We start from the raw sequence: 15678 nt of genomic DNA on the forward strand, positions 1-15678 counted from the left end.
ACGATCCTGTATGCAGGACGCCAACCTCGACTACGTGATTTCCGTTCCCGGATACCCGCGACGGGTTGAGGGACGCCGGGCCGTGGCCGAGCTGTACCGCGGCTACGGCAGCACCATGGTCCTGCGGAGCGCAGACGAACTGGCCGTTCACCGGGATCACGAGGCGTCGGTGATCGTGCTTGAGTACGCGGTGCACGGGCAGGCAGTCCAAACCGGGCGGACCTACGACAACCACTTCGTCTCTGTGATCACAATCAAGGACCGCAAAGTCACGCACTGGCGCGACTACCTGGACCCCGTCGCAGTCTTCAACGCGATCGGATGGCCAGCACAGTAACGGCTTCGTCGTGCCTTACGTGCCGACCCTCGCTCCCGTGTCCAGCCCCTGACTCCTTTTGGTGTCAGGCCAACGGCGGGCCGCGGGGGAGCGAGCCAGGCATCGAGTGGGATCAACGAGGACCGCCAGTGAGACGTACCCGCTCACCAGGGTGAGAATCAGCGTGCCGAGGTGCTCGATGACGTACTCACGCACGTCATCGAGCACCTCGTCCGGTGTCCCTGTCGCAGGTACGCGGCTGCTGCTGGATCCGGTCGGGCAACCGTGCCCTGTCTCCTCCGGCAACGCCCGGCCGTTCTGCTGTCTCAGCGGCCACGGTCTTGCAGTATTAACCGGGGCTGCCGCAGTACCAGTTGCATTGCCCGCCGAGGTGCAGACCGTCACCTGAATGCGGCGTACGTCGTACGGTGTGGTTCGGGAGAGCGAGATGCCGGCCGTCGAGCTGTTCGTCGCGTGTCCACTGGCCTGGCGGTTGAAGGTCGTCCAGGCGCCGTGGTTGTACTCCTGCCAGCTCACGTAGACATATGACGTCGACGGGTTGCTGACGTAGTCGGTCACTGAGCCGCTGACGCTGAAGCCGTTGTTGTTCTCGTCGATATAGCCGCTGCCGCGGGCGAAGCTGTTGCTCGCCGACCAGCCGCGGTCGGCCACCTTCGCCTCCGCCTGAGTGGTCGCGGCCATCAGCGCCAATACCGCCAGTGCCCCGCCTGCCGTGCTTCGTAACGCAGTCCTGCGCATGCTTGTACACACCTTTCGCTGGAGCTTGGGGAGTGGGCCGACGGAGATGTCCGTCGGAATGCCAGGAGCATGCTGGTGTTCGGCGGGGCGGAACAAGGGCAGGGGGCTGTCCCGGACAGGCCCGCGCTGTCCGGGCTGGTCAGCGGCATGTCCCACGCCGCCCCCCGGACAGCCGCATACTGCCGACTGTCGCTCACCTGCCCAGCCGCTGACTCCATTTCGTGTGTTGAGAGCCCACTTCCGAACCTCCAGTACCGCAAGTCAATCGACGGCACCATCTCAAACCAGGTCGACGTAAGCCCCTAATCCACTCTATGCTTATTACATGTCACTTGTGCAGCAGGCGGTGGAGGATGACGTCGCGGAGCTCGTACGCATGCGGGCGTTGCTGTTTGACACCCTCGGCGGCGACTTCTTCACCCCCTCATCAGCAGACGACGACTGGCGGGACACCCTTGCCGCGGTGCTGAAGGAACAGGTGGCAGCGGACGCCGTGCGGATCCTCGTTGTGCACGGCGACAACGGCCTCGCCGCCTGCGGCATCGGCACCATCGAACAACGGCTGCCCGGCCCGCACCTGCGCAACGGCCGGATCGGACACGTAATCGGCGTGGTCACCGATCCGGCGTACCGACGGCGCGGCCACAGCCGCGCGATCATGCAGGGCCTGCTCGACTGGTTCCGGGAACGCGAGGTGGCCCGAGTGGACTTGTATGCCTCTCCCGACGGTGAACCTCTTTACCGTGCGCTCAGCTTCGCCGACCACCCAGATCCCTCGCTGTACTGGCGTCCGTGACAGGCGCCCCGCCGCACCAGGCAACCAGCCGCGCGCAAGACTCTCACCTGCGTCCTCGGGCGGACTGATCGCCAACTGCTCCTGGTCCTCACCGACAAACGCTCGCTGCCCCCTGGAGGCGACCGGTGAGGAGTTCGAGCTGGATGTCGTGGTGGTTCCCGCTGAACGGCGACAGCTGGACGGCCGAGGACGCGCCGAACGACGCGGGCGAGGGCGGTTTCGACCTGCACGGGGAGAAGCGTGCGCCCTACCGGCAGCTGTCCCATGCCGGTGGCTGGGACCCGATCCAGTGCCACGCCTTCTCCGGTAACTCCTCTCGGCTGTTCCTCGGCGCGCAGGAGAACCTGTACGTGATCGACCCGGCGAAGGGCGAGGCGGTCGACAAGGTCATGGACGCATCGGAGCGGTTGTTCGAGCTCGCCTCCAACCCGGACGGGAGTTACCTGGCGATCGGCAGCTTCAGCCGGAAGCTGAGCTATCCGGAGTTCGGCGAGAACCGGCCTCACGAGTTGTGCATCTGGCGGATGGCCGACAAGAAGATCATCCTGGGCCACCAGTTCAGGACGTTCATCGACGAACTCGCCTGGTCACCGAACGACGGCCGCTGGCTCGCGGTCGCCCTGGAGCCCATGGGCGACGGCCAGTTCCACAGTGGCAAGACGGAGATTGCACTCTTCCGGATGGGGCCAGGCGAGAGTCACTGAGCGGGAGACGCCTGCGGCCCGGGAGACTTCAAGCCCCTGACGCTGTTGGTTAGTCAATTCGGGCCTTGCGTGACGTCGGCCTTCAGGGTCCGGTTGTGGTCTTGAAGGCCGACGTCGTCGTATGGGGCGGGTACGGGTGTCGATGCAGCCGAGCAGGCCGGGGGAGATTCCGGCGGAGACTGCGTGGGGGGCGCGGGCTACGAACTTCTCACCGCCGTATAGCGATGCATGGTGGACGTCGAGCTCGACTCGGTGACGGATCAAGTCCGTGAAAGCCGCGTGGGCCTACGGGGTGTAGTCCTTGACACTCAGCAGGTACTTGCCGTGGCCGGTGGTCAAGTCTTCTGCCCGCCCCGGATGAAGCTCTGGCGGTAGGCGTACGAAGCCAGTACTGCTCAACGATCGACTGTGGGCACAGCGACCTCAGCGCCTGCTGTCGCCGGGGCAGGCAGGCTGGTGAGCTCGGCGATGGCCTCCGGGGCGGGCTTGAAGTAGCGGCGTACGTTCTCCGGCTTCTTGTGCCGGGACTTCGCCATGAGCATCAGCAGCGACGCGCCCTGCTCGCCGAGATGGGTCAAGGAGGAGCGGTGGTACTCGTGCAGGTCCCAGCCCGTGCCCGGCCCGCGCACGGCTGTGTGCTCGTCGGACAGCGCGCGGGCCTGCCCGCATGAAAGCCGGGCGAAGCCGGTGTCCGGGCACACGTCCCGAGGACTGACGACCTTCCCTGGCCCGGTGCGGCGGTGAGGTTAGGGCCTGTTGCGAGAGCGTTGGTCACATGCCCCTTTCGTAGGCCCCGTCCCACGGTCCGTATGGCACGCAGCCCACCGGCGCTGCGCCAGGACGGTCACACCCGCAGCGAAACCAGCCTGGCCGCCAGCGCGTGTTGAAGTACGTCATGATCGCCTCAGAAGGGAACGCCTTGCCCACCACAGGACCACGCCCCTCCCGCCGCATCGCACTCGCTCTCGGCGCCGGCACGGCACTTTCCGTCGCCCTGCCCCTCGGCGGGACGGCATACGCCTTACCCGGCGGGGATGACGGCATCACCTCGAGGCTGAGGGAGCTCGAGCAGCAACACTGCGCCCGTCTGGGCGTGTTCGCCCGCAATATGCGCACGGGCAGGATGGTGGCGTACCGCGCGGACGAACGCTTCCCGATGTGCTCGCTGTTCAAGACGATCGCCGCCGCGGCCGTTCTGCGCGACCTCGACCACGACGGCGAGTTCCTGGTCAAGCGCATCCGGTACGCCGCAGAGTACGTCGAGAAGTCGGGCTACTCCCCGATCACCGGCAAGGCCGAGAACCTCGCAGGCGGCATGACCGTCGCGGAGCTGTGTGACGCCGCCATCTGCCACAGCGACAACACCGCGGGAAACCTGCTGCTCCGCGAGCTGGGGGGACCGACCGCCATCACCCGCTTCTGCCGCTCGATCGGGGACGGCAAGACCCGGCTCGATCGATGGGAGCCCGAACTCAACTCGGCGGAACCACGGCGCGTGACCGACACCACCACCCCCCGCGTCATCGGCCGGACCTACGCGCGCCTCACGCTCGGCGACGCGCTCACATCCCAGGACCGGGAACGGCTCACCGGCTGGCTGCTCGCCAACACGACCAGCGGCGACAGATTCCGCGCCGGCCTTCCCGCCGACTGGATTGTGGCCGACAAGACCGGTGGCGGGAGGTACGGCGGCAACAACGACGTGGGCATCACTTGGCCGCCGGACGGCGCACCGATCGTGATGGCCGTCCTGACGACCAAACACGAGGAAGACGCGTCGGCCGATCATCAGCTGGTGGCCAGGACCGCCGCATTGCTGGCGGCGGCACTTATCTAGGGTTGGTACGGAAGTGCTGGTCACAGGCACTCGTTGAGGGCTGCGACCACCACGGTCGCCTCGTAGCGCACGGCAAGCTCGTCATATCGGGCGACATGGGCTTCTGTCCCTGCTCGACGGCCAGGTGCAGCCTGGTGGTCAGGCCGCCGCGCGAACGTCCGAGGCCGTGGTCGTCGGGCTCGGTGGCGACGCCGCCGGGCGGCTCCTTCTGCAAGTTCTGCAAGTCCCCATTTTCCTCGCTCCTGCGGCGTGCTGGTGGGCACGGCAGACGGTGGAGTCGATGTTGAGGTCCCAGGACCGCCGCGAACACATCGGTTGCATGATCTCTCCTTCGGGGGCAACGTGTGGCCGCGAGGCCGCGTCCTTCTGGCCGTGATCGAACTTCTCGACCCTTCCAGCTCTGACGACTACGAAGGGGCCGTGCGGCCGGGCCCGCTGTGGCGCCACGCCTTGTGGGTGGTGGTCATCACCGTCCTCGGGGTGGGCCTGGGTTGGGCCGGCGCCTTGTTCCGTATCGGCCCCGAGGAGTATGGGCTGCCGTCCGCCGCTCCGGGGGCACTCTGGCCGTATCTGGTCGCCTGGACCGCGACCGGCCTGGCGGCGGCAGCCGCACTGCGGGCTGCCGCCGCCAGGGTGCCGGTCTATGCCCCGGGGGGGATCGCGGCCGTGCTCACCATCCTGGGCACCCGGCTCTCGCTGGGCTGGCGGCCGGAGGCACCAGTGCTGGGTGTGATGGCTGGGGCCGCGCTGACGGCGGCGGCCATATGGTGCGCCCTTGCGCTGCGCTCCGGCTCTCATGGCAACCGCGGCGGGGGAGGTACGTCTGGCGGGTGAGGGGGGAAGCCGACGTCACGAAGCCTCAGCGCCAGGCAGACCGACGGGAATTCGCTGGGGCAGCGGGTTCAGGAGTCCGTGGAGGATTGGGTGACCTCGGCCGGGACGGCGCTGAGCAAGTGGGGGAAGCGGGCCTCGAGTTCGGCCCGGCGTAGGGACACCAGGCGAGTCTTGCCGCTGGTGCGCGTGGAGGTAATGTCCGCCTCGCGCAGGATCCGCCAGTGGTTCGACAGCGTGGAGCGCGGAACGGTGATCCCTTCAGGGCTGCACATGACTTCACCGTTTGCCGCCAGGCACCGCAGTAGCTCCTGACGCGCGGGGGCACCGAGGGCATGCAGCACGGCCGCCCAGGTCGAAGTCTGCGGGCTTGGGCTGACTCGGAGTGCGCACGTCTCTCCGCCTCGGGCCTGCAACTAGCATGGCCATCAGTTCAAGATTTCGAGATCATCGAAATGATCTTAGAGGGTGGGCATGAAGGTGCTGGCGACGCTGGCCCGGCTGTACGTGGATGACATGGACCGCGCGCTTCCGGCCCTGCGCGACCTGACGGGCCAGGACACCCGGATGCGGTTCCCCTACGGCGACGTGGAAGTCGCGAGCATCGGCGGCTTCCTGCTCCTTGCGGGCACCGAGAAGGCGCTTGCTCCATATCGGGACGTCCAGAGCACGGTGCTCGTCGACGATCTGGACGGATTGAAGAAGCTCCTGGACACGCACGGCGGGGAGATCGTCTCCGGCCCGAACCAGGTTCCGACCGGGCGCAACGCCACCGTGCGACACCCCGGCGGGGTCATCTTCGAGTACGTCGAGCACTCCGCGTAGGCAGTATCACTTGGATCGAGTGGTGTTCTGGTCGTGCTCAGCGGGGGGATAAACGGGTTCTTCTCTCGTGGTCGAGGTCGCGCCGCCATCGGACTCGGTCCGCAAGGCCCAGCGCCCCGCTCCCTCCCCCCGCTGGCCCCCTCCGCGACTGCCCGCCTCCGGCCCTGCTTCCGCGTCGGCGTCGCTATCCCGGAGCCGCTTGTCTGCAAGCGTTCGTGGTCCGCTGAGTGCCACGGCGAGAACGCAATAGCTGGCTTCCTCCTCCGTCCCTCAGCGTCCGGTCCGAGTTCAACGGCGATCGGTCCAAGCTCGGTGGCAGAGGACAGCGGAGGTCAAAGATCAAGATGAGTGCATGATCCCTTTGAGCTCGATATCCGTTTCAGATCTATATGATGACCTTTGTGATCACGTCCGGACGGCGCCGGAGCCGTCGTCTTCCCTACGGCGGCCGGTGGGACGCTGCCCGGCTCTCACCCGTGATCCTTACCGTCCTCATCGCCGGCCTGGCATTCTCCACACCGAGGCAGATCGCTTTCAGCCGCCTCCTGCCTGCTGCACCCGCCCTCGCCGCTGCGATGTGGCCCGTGCTCCCCACGATCCTGCTGGGGACGTTCTGCCTGCTGGTCATGATCGGCCTCAGCTTCTTCTACACCGACCTGGGGACGCCATACACGGCGGCGGCGATCGCCGCGGTCACCTTGGCGGCCGCATATGCAAGCCATGTCCGACTCCAGCGGGAGGAGACACTCTTCCACGTCCGGCTCGTCGCTGATGCAGCCCAGAAGGTGCTGCTACGCCCCCTGCCCCGCCGCATCGCGGGCGTCGAGATCGAGTCGCTGTATCTGGCGGCCCAAGAGCAGGCCCGGATCGGCGGCGACTTCTACGAGGCGGCCGACACGCCGTACGGGGTCCGGCTGCTCATCGGCGACGTACGCGGCAAGGGCCTGCCCGCGGTGGGGGCAGCCGCGGCGGTGATCAGCTGCTTCAGGGAGGCCGCGTACGACGAGCCCGACCTGAGGGGCATCGTCCATCGCCTGGAGACCAGCATCACCCGCCACAGCAACGCGTTCCCCGCCCAGGACCTGCCGGAGCGCTTTGCTACCGCTATTCTCGCCGAGATCCCGCACGGCAGCGGCCACGTCAGACTTCTCAACTGCGGGCACCCCCCGCCGCTGCTCGTGCACCGCGGGGAGATCCGTGTCCTGGAGCCCACCACCCCCTCGCCGCCCCTCAACCTCGCGACGCTCATCGGAGACCGCTACTTTGTCGACACCGTCGCCTTGGCCCCGGGCGACCAGCTGCTGCTCTACACCGACGGCGTAACGGAGACCCGGGACCGCACTGGCGAGTTCTTCCCGCTGCCGGACTGGATGCGGCGGCAAGACCCGGCGCCGCCCCGCGAGCTGCTCGACCGGCTTCACCGGGACCTGCTCCACTACAGCGGCGGCAGGCTCGACGACGACATCGCGGCCCTCGCCGTGCGGTGCCTGAACACCCGGGCCCAGGAGCACCCAGAGTAGTTGGCTGGAAGCGGTGGGGCGTCCGCCGCGAAACTCCGGCCAAGCAGCGACCGCCACCGCCGGGGACCGTGGCGGCCGATGGTCCCTTGCGATGTCCCCGGAACCCGGCGTTTGTGCCGGGGCTGCATCAACCTCGCCGCCTCGCACGGCAGACGAGGCCCTCGCCCGGCCCATGTTCCCCTTCTGCTTCTGCCGTGCCTGCCCTCACCAGACACCAGCTCGACAAGAACGCGTGGACGCAGGGACTGTCCTCACCCCGTCCCGAGCTGCCCCCACATCGCGGAGTTCTGGCTTCCCCGCCCGGAAGACTGGCCGACCCGGCCGGCCCCTGCGCCTCGTGCGGGGAAGGCACCGTCCGAGACGGCCGTCCACCTCGCCAGGACCTCATCACCGCTCGACTCCGCACACCTGTTACGAGCGCTACCGGATGAACCGGGGGAGCCATTTCGCCTTGTAGCCGGGGTGCCAGGCGTACTCGGCGGCCAGCTGCCGCACCGCGAAGCCGAGTCCGACGGCACGGCCGGAGGCGAAGTCGTCGTCCGGCCGGTCGGCGTCCCGGTCCGCCACCTCCACGTACTCGCCGAGCAGGACGCGACTGGTCTCGATGCGGGCCAGCGTACGAGCCGGATCCTGTAGTGCGATGTGCCGGTCGTAGCCGGCTCCTCTCACCGTGAACGCTATACCGGAGGTTCTGTCGTGGACCTCTCCTGGAACATCCGCCGGACACCTCCAGCTCGTGCCGCCGGCGTCCCACGCGACCTGCTCCTCCTCGGCAAGCCGCGCTTCGATGAAGGACACCATGTCTGCGTTGCCGGCCATGCGACGGCGCTTCCTCTCGTGACGGGTTATGCGGGGACTGCGCAGTCATTCTGGGGGACCTCGGACCTCGTGATCCAGTCCGCAGCCGCTCCCCGCCGCCGGCGTACGGCGGACCGCGAGGCCGACAGACCTGCGGCACTGCCCGCTGGGCGCTGGCGACCGGTCACGCAGGCGGCTGGCCGACCAAGAGGGGAGCAGGGCAGGGGAGTGAGGGGTGTCTCTATTTGCTTCGTCAAGCTTGAGTGGGTCATGCGGGGGTTTGCTTCTGGAGTGCGTGATCTGCGTGCCAGGATGCCGGGGAAACGACCGCCAGCACGTCGACGGGCAGGAGCCAGCCATGATCAGCGGTGCACATGTCATCCTCTACAGCCAGGACGCCGAGGCGGACCGCGCCTTCATCCGTGATGTCCTCGACTTTCCCGGCGTCAACGCGGGCGGCGGCTGGCTCATCTTCAAGCTGCCCCCGGCCGAGGTAGCCGTGCACCCGACCGACGGCCCGCCCCAGCACGAGTTCTTCCTGATGTGCGACGACCTTGATTCCCAGCTCGGCGAGTTCCGCGCGCAGGGGGTCGAGATCACCCGCCCGGTCAGCGAACAGCGCTGGGGCAAACTGACTGCGATCCGGCTCCCCAGCGGCGCCGAACTCCCGCTGTACGAACCGCTACACCCCATCGCCCACAGCCTGTGACTCCACAGCGCTCAACTCAGGGTGACGAATCTCAGGGCAGCTGCGGAGCGTCGGTGGCGCCGCCACAAACAGGGAGGCCGTCCGCATCGGTTGCGTTCGTTGCGGTTCGTATCAGTTTCGGCCCATCGCGCGTCGCTCGGACGTTGTGTCATCGAACTTAATCGCCGCAGGTCAAGGAGCCGCGACCGACTAGCTTCGATGACGCCGGTCAACAGAACTTGAGCCAGAACCTGATTCGTGACGGCAGCTGTGCACGGGTCTGGGAGGCATCCAGATCCACGGCCGGGTGATGTTGACGAGTTTTTCGGCGACAGCGTTTGTTGACGAGATTCAGCAGCAGTTGGCGATCGACGAGTTCGCGGATGCTCACAGGATTTGACGGCACTGCGGTGTCACCGAGTAGCCGCCGGTGACGATCGCGAGCTTTCCGGTCAGGTCGATCCCGCGCAGGACCCCCTTCGTGGTGCTTCGGGCTCCGGAGGCTGACCCGATCCTGTGCGGCGACCGTCGGCGCATCCAATCGCGATGCGCCGCGGATCGGCCGTGAGGCCGGCGTTGTCCGTGAGGTTGTCGATCAGCTCGCGGGCTCCGGGGGTGTTGAGGGCGACTTCCCGGGTCCGACTCGACCATGCATTTTCCTCAATCGTGACGGAAATTACATTTACCCGATTTCGTCTATTTTGTGGACTATTCTGTGCGAATTCGCTTGTGCAGGTCTGGCTCTGGCTGGCCAAACGCACCTTTCCGGCCCGTCGGCGCTACAGGGAGAGACATGGGACGCGCACGCAGCAGAACCGTCAACTGGCGGATGGTTCTGCCTGTCGCAGGTGGGGCTGTCGTGCTCGGATTGGGTGGCCTCTACGTCGCTGGGCTCGTGGCCGGTGACGACATCGCCGAGGGCACAAGGGTGCGCGGTGTCGACATCGGCGGAATGGGCCGAGCGGAGGCCCAGCGGGTCCTGCACCGCAAGCTCGGGCCGGTCTTCGCGGCACCGGTCGCGCTGAAGATCGGTGACCGTATCGAGAAGGCCGATCCCGGCGCGCTCGGGCTGTCCTTCGACACTGCAGCGACCGTCGACCGTGCCGGGAGCGCAGGATCCGACCCGGTGACAGCGATCGGCAGGCTCCTCGCCTCCGGCGGCCGGGACGTCGAGCCGGTGCTACGTGTGGACGAGCACAAGAGCCGCGCGGGAATAGACCGTATCGCCGCGGCCGCCAAGCGGCAGGTGCGTGACGGGGCCATATTGTTCGAGAAGGGCAGAGCGAAGGCCGTCGCTCCGGTCACCGGCGTCACCGTGATCGCGGACAAGGCCCTGGACACCATCCGCCATGGCTACCTCCACACGACGCATGCCACCCCCGTCGCGATACCGGTGAGGCAGATGCAGCCGCGCATCGGCCCGCACGAGACCGAGCAAGCCATGAATGAGTTCGCCCAGCCCGCGATGTCCGGCCCCGTCATGCTGACCCTCGCCGACAAACGCATAGCCATGGCCCCCGTCACGCTCGGCAAGCATCTGACGATGAAGCCCGACAGCCGAAACCGCCTCGTGCCGAGCCTCGACTCCAAGGGGCTGTTCGCCGACCCCGCTGTCTCCCGCCCGGTGCGGGGCGCCTCCCAGGGCCCTCGGGACGCCATGCTCCGTCTCGACGCCGACGACCGCGTGGTGGTGGCCCAGGACGGCGGTGTCGGGCGGCATGTCACCGCGAAGGCGCTCGGCGAGGCCGTGATGCCCCTGCTGACCCGCTCCGGCCCGGCCCGCACCGGCGAGATCGCCTCCGCAGCGGTCCAGCCGAAGCTCACGAGTGCATCGGCCCAGCGGCTCGGCATCAAGGAGAAGGTCTCCTCCTTCACCGTCGCGTTCCCGGCCGCCCCCTACCGCAGCACCAACATCGGCCGTGCGGTGCAGCTCATCAACGGCTCGGTTGTCCTCCCCGGACAGGAGTGGAGCTTCAACCGCACGGTCGGCGAGCGCACGAAGGACAACGGCTTCGTCGACGGCATCATGATCAACAATGGTCAGTTCGTGAAGTCGCCCGGCGGCGGCGTCTCCGCAGTCGCCACCACCATGTTCAACGCCATGTTCTTCGCGGGCGTCAAGCCCATGGAGCACGGCGCCCACTCCTTCTACATCGAGCGCTACCCCGAGGGCCGCGAGGCCACAGTCGCGTGGGGCACCCTCGACCTCCGCTGGATCAACGATTCTGGTCACGCCCTCTACATCAAGGCCGAATCCACTGACACGTCGGTGACCATCACCTTCCTGGGCACGAAGAAGTACGACGAGATACGTGCGACCAAGGGGCCGCGCACCAACATCAAGCCGCCGGGCACGCGCACAGGCAGCGGCCCGGAGTGCGAAGTCCAGAGCCCACTCCAAGGGTTCGATGTCTCCGTCGGCCGCGTCTTCGTGCAGGACGGCCGGGAAATCAAGCGCGAAGACTTCAAGACCCACTACACGCCTCGCGACAAGGTCACGTGCACCCCGGAGGAACCGGCCACCGCAGCGGCGGCGGGACGATCGGACGCATCGCGCGCAACGGCAACGGCAACGAGCGACCGCGCCCCCCTCGGCTGATTCGAATCCGCTGGGTCCGCACGGCAAGCGCGCCGTGCCTGTCGGGCCACGGTCCGGCCTGTCAGCTCAATGGCAGGGCGGCGTCGAGTTGAGGGTTGGTTGGTGCTACGCGGTCAAGGCGACATCGAGGCATCCCCTGAGCGCGGCGGTATCGGCCCCTCCTACGCCTCCCCGCGACATCGTCGCCGCCTGAAGCCCTGTTCGTGATGGGGCCTCAAGTCCGCTCCGCTGTCCATCACTTGCTCTGGGCATACAGCTTCGAGTTTGAACCTCTCCGACCCCTCACTCCACTCGGCAGGATAGTCATCGAGTTCAAACACCGGTCACGGACCGCAGATTGACCACGCAGAGCAGATCAATGTCCAAATGCTGAGTTTCATGGACTCCGTCGGCTGACCACCATCCGAGCACTTCGGCGACGTTCCGCGCCCGGTAACGGACCTGCAGCGTCTCCCCGTTGTAGAAACGCGCCGTGGCAGTGCGGGCAGGGCGTGTACGTACCGGGCAGGAAGAGCAGCTCCACGGCCACGAAGCCTTCGCCCTGGCAGGTCTCGCACCGGCCTCCGGCCACGTTGAACGAGAACCGTCCTCCGGCCCTTCTGCGACAGTTCCCGCCACGGCCGGTCGATGTCGTAGCCGAGGGTCTGCGTCACGTCCCGCAGGCTCTTGCCGGGCCCCCGGCCAGGCGGCGATCGCGCCCTCCCGGATCCTCAGCGACGGGTCCGGGACCACGAGTTCCTCGGTGGCGCGGTGCACCCTGCCCAGGCCATGGCACATCGGGCAGGCGTCGACCGCGGTGGAGGTCGCTAGGCGTTCATGGGGGAACGGGCGGGGATGCGGTGGGCGCCTGGCCTCCTGCGGCGACCTCGCCGCGCGCGGGGCCTCACAAGCTGATGTGGTACGCCTTGCGCAGCGTCTCGTGCACCGTCCACGTCGTACGGTCCCCCTCGCGCAGGACGCACGCGTCCCCCGGCCCGACCTCCAGCGTGTCGCCGCCCTCGACCTCGATGGTGGCGCGCCCGCTCACGACGACGAACAGTTCATTGGCCTCGGTGTCGGTGACCACGCCCGGCGTGATCTGCCAGATGCCGCGCAGCTGCTTGCCGTCTTCGGACTCCCACAGGACCCTGCCGGTAACGACCGGCTCCCCGGAGACGATCTGATCGGGGTCGAGCGGCTCGACCTCAAGGTCGGCGTCCGGAATGTGCACAGTGAACGAAGGGGAAGTGGGCCCGGCAGCTGAGTGTTCAAAGGTCGTCATGGCGCGTCACCTTAGCGGGCGGGAGACCTGCGGTGCGCGGCGACCGTGCCCGGCGTAGTCGCCGGTCGGCGCGTCGTCTCAGGCACGTCCCAGTCGTGGTCGGCCGCCGAGCCGACGCCGACCGCAAGCGCTGCGCTGGTGCCGGCAGGTTACTTTTCGGGTTCTCCCACCACTGACCCATCGCTTCGCCGGGCTCGTCCAGGGTGAAGGAGCACCGGGGCCGGACCGTCGCGCTTAGAGGTCCTCACAGAAGCGGCGATGGGTGTGGCTGTCGGCTCGTCTGCTCGTTGTTCTGGTCGTGGGGAAGAGGGAGTCTCGTCCGTGGATCGTCTCTGATGAACTGTGGTCGCTGATCGAGCCGTTGCTACCGGCGCCGAAGCTTGTCGCGGGCAGCATCCGGGACACCAGCATGAACTGCCCAACCTGCGGAGGACGTTGGCCGCGCGGTCATGCCCGTTCATCCGGCAGCACGACGGGGGCTGACGCACCGGTCGGCCACGGCGGCGGGTGGATTCGTGTCAGCCGCACTGCCAGGTGAACATTGCGCGATCGAAGCGGCGTTCGGCCAGGTCTTCGGGACGGATGAGCCAGTAGAGGGCACCACAGTCGCCCCACATCATGTCGGCGTCGTCATCCGTGTCGAACTGAGCGAGCAGCACCCAGCGGAGGGCCTCGTCCTTGATGCGGGGGTCAGTCCACGGCGGGCCGCCCAGGGCGCCGCGGGCGACTTCGGCCTCCACCTCGTCCTGCACCGGGTTCGCGTGGCCGCCGACGCGGTGCTCCGTGCCCCCGGAGTGGTCCCACAGTGCCTCCTGGAAGTCCTCGTCCCACACCGGGTGGTCGTCGGGCATCGGCGCGAACTCCCGGTAGACCACCGGGTGCCAGAGGTACGGTGCCGTCGTCTCCACGCGCGCCGTCAGTGGTACCTCGGGGTACGGCTGAATCCCTTCCGGCGCCGCCCGCTCGGTGACGGGGACGCCCGCCGGTACGTACACCACGCGCGCTCCCGCCCAGCTGTCGGGCTCATGGGGCGCGACCACCGCACAGCCTTCGTCCAGCTGTCCGTCGAAGTAGAAGAAGGCCAATGTGCCGTCTGGCGGCAGGGCGATGTCAAGGGCGGCGGAGGGGAGCGCGGCGCAGTCGAGTGAAGCGATGAAGGAGAGCGGGCCGTGCCCTTCCCACACAGGCCACTCCCCGGTCTCCGGTAGCTCCGGCAGGCCGCCGAGCCGGCCGACGGCTGGATCCGTACCCGTGGCCTTCTCCAGGCGCAGGCCCGGACGCAGCAGGCCGATCCACCGCTCGGCGATGTCGCCGGGCAGGTGCTCGCGGGCGAGCGTGTGCAGCGCGTTGACCGTGCTCTGTGTCATGGGGCCCATGATGCACGGACCCACTGACAACGGACCGTCCGCCTCGTGAGCCCGCAGCTCACGCCCAGCCTCCGGCCCGCACCCTCGGGGTCGCGGGTGATGCGGTGCGCCTCGGCGGCGTGCATCCGGGTCCACTCGCACGCGGCGTCGCGGAACCCCTCGACGAGCGGCAGCAGCGGCGCGGCGGCCGGGCCAGTCGGGAGTGTCCTCCAGTCGGCAGGCTGCCAGGTGTCCAGGGTGCGGCCAGCCAACTGCACTTCGAGAAGGGCGACCGCGGGCGCTGTGGAGCCGCCCACGCGGGCTGCGGAGACCGCCGCAGCGACGGCGAGTTCACCGTCGGCGTCGTCGGCGGCGGGGTCGAGGAGTTTGGTCAGTTCGGCGTCCGTCACGCCCCAGTCGCCGAGCCTGCGGGCGACCAGCACCGGGGCTCGGCGGGAGCGCAGCAGCTCCTTGAGTTGGGCCAGGAGCGCGGCGGCCGACCGGGGATGAGGGTGACGAACAGTTCGTCCAGCTCGCAGGGGGAGGCGGCGCTGCGCAGGGCGAGCCGCTGGTGGTCCAGAGCCCGGCACGGGCGGCGAGCGCGGTCAGGGCCGGCCGTGGGTTCGGCAGCGTCGGTGAGAGGAGCAGGATGATCTACCGTCCGCGTTTCCACCTCCCGCTCAAGGAGGCGCGCAAGAGCAGGCGACGTGGTGCGCGACAAGGACTGCTCGTGAGTGGCCGGTGATCGATCTTGCTGCGCACGTCGTCACAGCGGCCCACTGACATAATCCAGCCGTGGATGCGAGAACCGAGGCTGACGAGATACAGGCGGGCCAGGTGGTGCCTGGCTTCAAGTCTGACCGGCCCATGGAATGGGCCATGCGCCCGGCGGAACCAGCAGATGTCGAGGCGATCGCGCAGCTGCGGGCCATGGTGATGCGCCCGGACCTGGAGCGGTTGGGTCGGTTCGACGAGCATCGGGTCCGGCAGCGGCTGCGGGATTCCTTCTCCCCGCAGCACACGTCGGTCGTCTTGGCTGATGCCGCCTTCGCGGGCTGCGTCACATTGCGGCCGGCCGAGGAGGGGCTGTGGCTGGAGCATTTCTATCTCGCCCCAGGTATCCAGGGACAAGGGCTCGGTTCGGCTGTCCTGCGAACACTGCTGGACCGGACCGATGTCGACGGCGTACTCGTCCGCCTGAACGTCCTGCAGGGTAGCGCCGCCCGGCGGCTGTACGAGCGCCACGGGTTCACTGTGGAGGTTCAGGACCCGATCGACATCTACATGGTGCGATTGCCGCGTCCGGGCGCCCTCGGAGCGTGAAGAGGACTGTAGGTGTTCATGGGGTGCGTTATCCGTACGGGTCCGTGCTGCATTGTCGCATCCTGCCTTCACCGG

The 15678-nt window shown here is 67.9% G+C and carries 16 protein-coding genes and 4 pseudogenes; 10 read left to right on the top strand and 10 right to left on the bottom strand.

Annotated features, from left to right (window positions below; translation table 11 throughout):
- Positions 1 to 10 precede the first annotated feature (10 nt).
- Complete coding sequence (locus tag AB0D12_RS36660; protein WP_362693075.1) at positions 11 to 337, top strand: nuclear transport factor 2 family protein; 327 nt, start codon at positions 11 to 13, stop codon at positions 335 to 337.
- A gap of 15 nt (positions 338 to 352) precedes the next feature.
- Here the strand turns inward: AB0D12_RS36660 and AB0D12_RS36665 are convergent, their stop codons facing one another.
- Positions 353 to 1075 carry a hypothetical protein gene (locus AB0D12_RS36665; protein ID WP_362693077.1) on the bottom strand — a complete coding sequence of 241 codons (723 nt, stop codon included), beginning with the start codon at positions 1073 to 1075 and terminating at the stop codon, positions 353 to 355.
- Between the two features lie 325 nt (positions 1076 to 1400).
- Between AB0D12_RS36665 and AB0D12_RS36670 the strand changes: the two genes are divergently transcribed.
- Together AB0D12_RS36670 and AB0D12_RS36675 are read left to right on the top strand one after the other, a co-directional pair.
- A complete protein-coding gene (locus tag AB0D12_RS36670; protein WP_362693079.1) occupies positions 1401 to 1871 on the top strand; it encodes a GNAT family N-acetyltransferase in 471 nt (156 codons plus the stop codon).
- 143 nt (positions 1872 to 2014) lie between these two features.
- On the top strand, positions 2015 to 2575 hold the full coding sequence (locus AB0D12_RS36675) for a hypothetical protein (protein WP_362693082.1): 561 nt from the start codon (positions 2015 to 2017) through the stop codon (positions 2573 to 2575).
- 395 nt (positions 2576 to 2970) lie between these two features.
- On the opposite strand, the pseudogene AB0D12_RS36680 reads toward AB0D12_RS36675, so the two are convergent.
- Positions 2971 to 3318, bottom strand: a pseudogene (locus AB0D12_RS36680) (site-specific integrase); the annotation flags it as partial.
- 152 nt (positions 3319 to 3470) lie between these two features.
- Here AB0D12_RS36680 and bla point away from each other — a divergent pair.
- Positions 3471 to 4412 carry a class A beta-lactamase gene (gene bla / locus AB0D12_RS36685; protein ID WP_362693085.1) on the top strand — a complete coding sequence of 314 codons (942 nt, stop codon included), beginning with the start codon at positions 3471 to 3473 and terminating at the stop codon, positions 4410 to 4412.
- Positions 4413 to 4533: 121 nt separating this feature from the next.
- Here the strand turns inward: bla and AB0D12_RS36690 are convergent.
- Positions 4534 to 4703: pseudogene (locus AB0D12_RS36690) on the bottom strand (IS5/IS1182 family transposase); the annotation flags it as partial.
- An 84-nt stretch (positions 4704 to 4787) separates the two neighbouring features.
- On the opposite strand from AB0D12_RS36690, the gene AB0D12_RS36695 reads away from it, so the two are divergent.
- Positions 4788 to 5246, top strand: a complete 459-nt coding sequence (locus AB0D12_RS36695) for a hypothetical protein (RefSeq protein WP_362693156.1) — start codon at positions 4788 to 4790, stop codon at positions 5244 to 5246.
- Positions 5247 to 5314: 68 nt separating this feature from the next.
- Here the strand turns inward: AB0D12_RS36695 and AB0D12_RS36700 are convergent, their stop codons facing one another.
- The gene (locus AB0D12_RS36700) at positions 5315 to 5518 is read right to left on the bottom strand and encodes a helix-turn-helix domain-containing protein (protein ID WP_362693088.1); all 204 of its coding nucleotides are present in this window, start codon (positions 5516 to 5518) and stop codon (positions 5315 to 5317) included.
- A 199-nt stretch (positions 5519 to 5717) separates the two neighbouring features.
- Between AB0D12_RS36700 and AB0D12_RS36705 the strand changes: the two genes are divergently transcribed.
- Both AB0D12_RS36705 and AB0D12_RS36710 read left to right on the top strand, forming a co-directional pair.
- Positions 5718 to 6068 carry a hypothetical protein gene (locus AB0D12_RS36705; protein ID WP_362693091.1) on the top strand — a complete coding sequence of 117 codons (351 nt, stop codon included), beginning with the start codon at positions 5718 to 5720 and terminating at the stop codon, positions 6066 to 6068.
- 401 nt (positions 6069 to 6469) lie between these two features.
- Entirely contained in the window at positions 6470 to 7588 is a 1119-nt protein-coding gene (locus AB0D12_RS36710; RefSeq protein WP_362693094.1) for a PP2C family protein-serine/threonine phosphatase, read from the top strand.
- A gap of 420 nt (positions 7589 to 8008) precedes the next feature.
- Here AB0D12_RS36710 and AB0D12_RS36715 read toward each other — a convergent pair whose 3' ends face one another.
- Positions 8009 to 8407, bottom strand: a complete 399-nt coding sequence (locus AB0D12_RS36715) for a DUF6221 family protein (RefSeq protein WP_362693097.1) — start codon at positions 8405 to 8407, stop codon at positions 8009 to 8011.
- A 337-nt stretch (positions 8408 to 8744) separates the two neighbouring features.
- On the opposite strand from AB0D12_RS36715, the gene AB0D12_RS36720 reads away from it, so the two are divergent.
- Positions 8745 to 9095, top strand: coding sequence for an extradiol dioxygenase (locus tag AB0D12_RS36720; protein WP_362693100.1), 351 nt, complete (start codon positions 8745 to 8747; stop codon positions 9093 to 9095).
- Positions 9096 to 9491: 396 nt separating this feature from the next.
- On the opposite strand, the pseudogene AB0D12_RS36725 reads toward AB0D12_RS36720, so the two are convergent.
- Positions 9492 to 9611: pseudogene (locus tag AB0D12_RS36725) on the bottom strand (oxidoreductase); the annotation flags it as partial.
- A gap of 322 nt (positions 9612 to 9933) precedes the next feature.
- Between AB0D12_RS36725 and AB0D12_RS36730 the strand changes: the two are divergent.
- Positions 9934 to 11673, top strand: a complete 1740-nt coding sequence (locus AB0D12_RS36730; RefSeq protein WP_362693102.1) for a VanW family protein — start codon at positions 9934 to 9936, stop codon at positions 11671 to 11673.
- 605 nt (positions 11674 to 12278) lie between these two features.
- Here AB0D12_RS36730 and AB0D12_RS36735 read toward each other — a convergent pair.
- From AB0D12_RS36735 to AB0D12_RS36750, 4 genes and pseudogenes are all read right to left on the bottom strand, one after another.
- Positions 12279 to 12480: pseudogene (locus AB0D12_RS36735) on the bottom strand (hypothetical protein); the annotation flags it as partial.
- Between the two features lie 76 nt (positions 12481 to 12556).
- Positions 12557 to 12934, bottom strand: a complete 378-nt coding sequence (locus tag AB0D12_RS36740) for a cupin domain-containing protein (protein ID WP_362693105.1) — start codon at positions 12932 to 12934, stop codon at positions 12557 to 12559.
- Between the two features lie 518 nt (positions 12935 to 13452).
- Positions 13453 to 14301, bottom strand: coding sequence for a YwqG family protein (locus AB0D12_RS36745; RefSeq protein WP_362693108.1), 849 nt, complete (start codon positions 14299 to 14301; stop codon positions 13453 to 13455).
- Positions 14298 to 14723: a hypothetical protein gene (locus AB0D12_RS36750; protein WP_362693111.1), complete on the bottom strand. Its 426-nt coding sequence runs from the start codon at positions 14721 to 14723 to the stop codon at positions 14298 to 14300. The genes AB0D12_RS36745 and AB0D12_RS36750 overlap by 4 nt, the downstream gene beginning before the upstream one ends.
- A 436-nt stretch (positions 14724 to 15159) precedes the next feature.
- Between AB0D12_RS36750 and AB0D12_RS36755 the strand changes: the two genes are divergently transcribed.
- Complete coding sequence (locus tag AB0D12_RS36755; RefSeq protein WP_362693159.1) at positions 15160 to 15603, top strand: GNAT family N-acetyltransferase; 444 nt, start codon at positions 15160 to 15162, stop codon at positions 15601 to 15603.
- Positions 15604 to 15678: the final 75 nt, after the last annotated feature.

Source organism: Streptomyces sp. NPDC048479, assembly GCF_040651435.1.
Lineage (GTDB): Bacteria > Actinomycetota > Actinomycetes > Streptomycetales > Streptomycetaceae > Streptomyces.

What these genes read in the sequence shown, in the direction of transcription:
- AB0D12_RS36660 (WP_362693075.1), top strand. Translation starts at nt 11, where the DNA reads ATGCAGGACGCCAACCTCGACTACGTGATTTCCGTTCCCGGATACCCG.
- AB0D12_RS36665 (WP_362693077.1), bottom strand. Translation starts at nt 1,075, where the DNA reads ATGCGCAGGACTGCGTTACGAAGCACGGCAGGCGGGGCACTGGCGGTA.
- AB0D12_RS36670 (WP_362693079.1), top strand. Translation starts at nt 1,401, where the DNA reads ATGTCACTTGTGCAGCAGGCGGTGGAGGATGACGTCGCGGAGCTCGTA.
- AB0D12_RS36675 (WP_362693082.1), top strand. Translation starts at nt 2,015, where the DNA reads ATGTCGTGGTGGTTCCCGCTGAACGGCGACAGCTGGACGGCCGAGGAC.
- bla (WP_362693085.1), top strand. Translation starts at nt 3,471, where the DNA reads ATGATCGCCTCAGAAGGGAACGCCTTGCCCACCACAGGACCACGCCCC.
- AB0D12_RS36700 (WP_362693088.1), bottom strand. Translation starts at nt 5,518, where the DNA reads ATGTGCAGCCCTGAAGGGATCACCGTTCCGCGCTCCACGCTGTCGAAC.
- AB0D12_RS36705 (WP_362693091.1), top strand. Translation starts at nt 5,718, where the DNA reads ATGAAGGTGCTGGCGACGCTGGCCCGGCTGTACGTGGATGACATGGAC.
- AB0D12_RS36715 (WP_362693097.1), bottom strand. Translation starts at nt 8,407, where the DNA reads ATGGCCGGCAACGCAGACATGGTGTCCTTCATCGAAGCGCGGCTTGCC.
- AB0D12_RS36720 (WP_362693100.1), top strand. Translation starts at nt 8,745, where the DNA reads ATGATCAGCGGTGCACATGTCATCCTCTACAGCCAGGACGCCGAGGCG.
- AB0D12_RS36740 (WP_362693105.1), bottom strand. Translation starts at nt 12,934, where the DNA reads ATGACGACCTTTGAACACTCAGCTGCCGGGCCCACTTCCCCTTCGTTC.
- AB0D12_RS36745 (WP_362693108.1), bottom strand. Translation starts at nt 14,301, where the DNA reads ATGACACAGAGCACGGTCAACGCGCTGCACACGCTCGCCCGCGAGCAC.
- AB0D12_RS36755 (WP_362693159.1), top strand. Translation starts at nt 15,160, where the DNA reads ATGCGCCCGGCGGAACCAGCAGATGTCGAGGCGATCGCGCAGCTGCGG.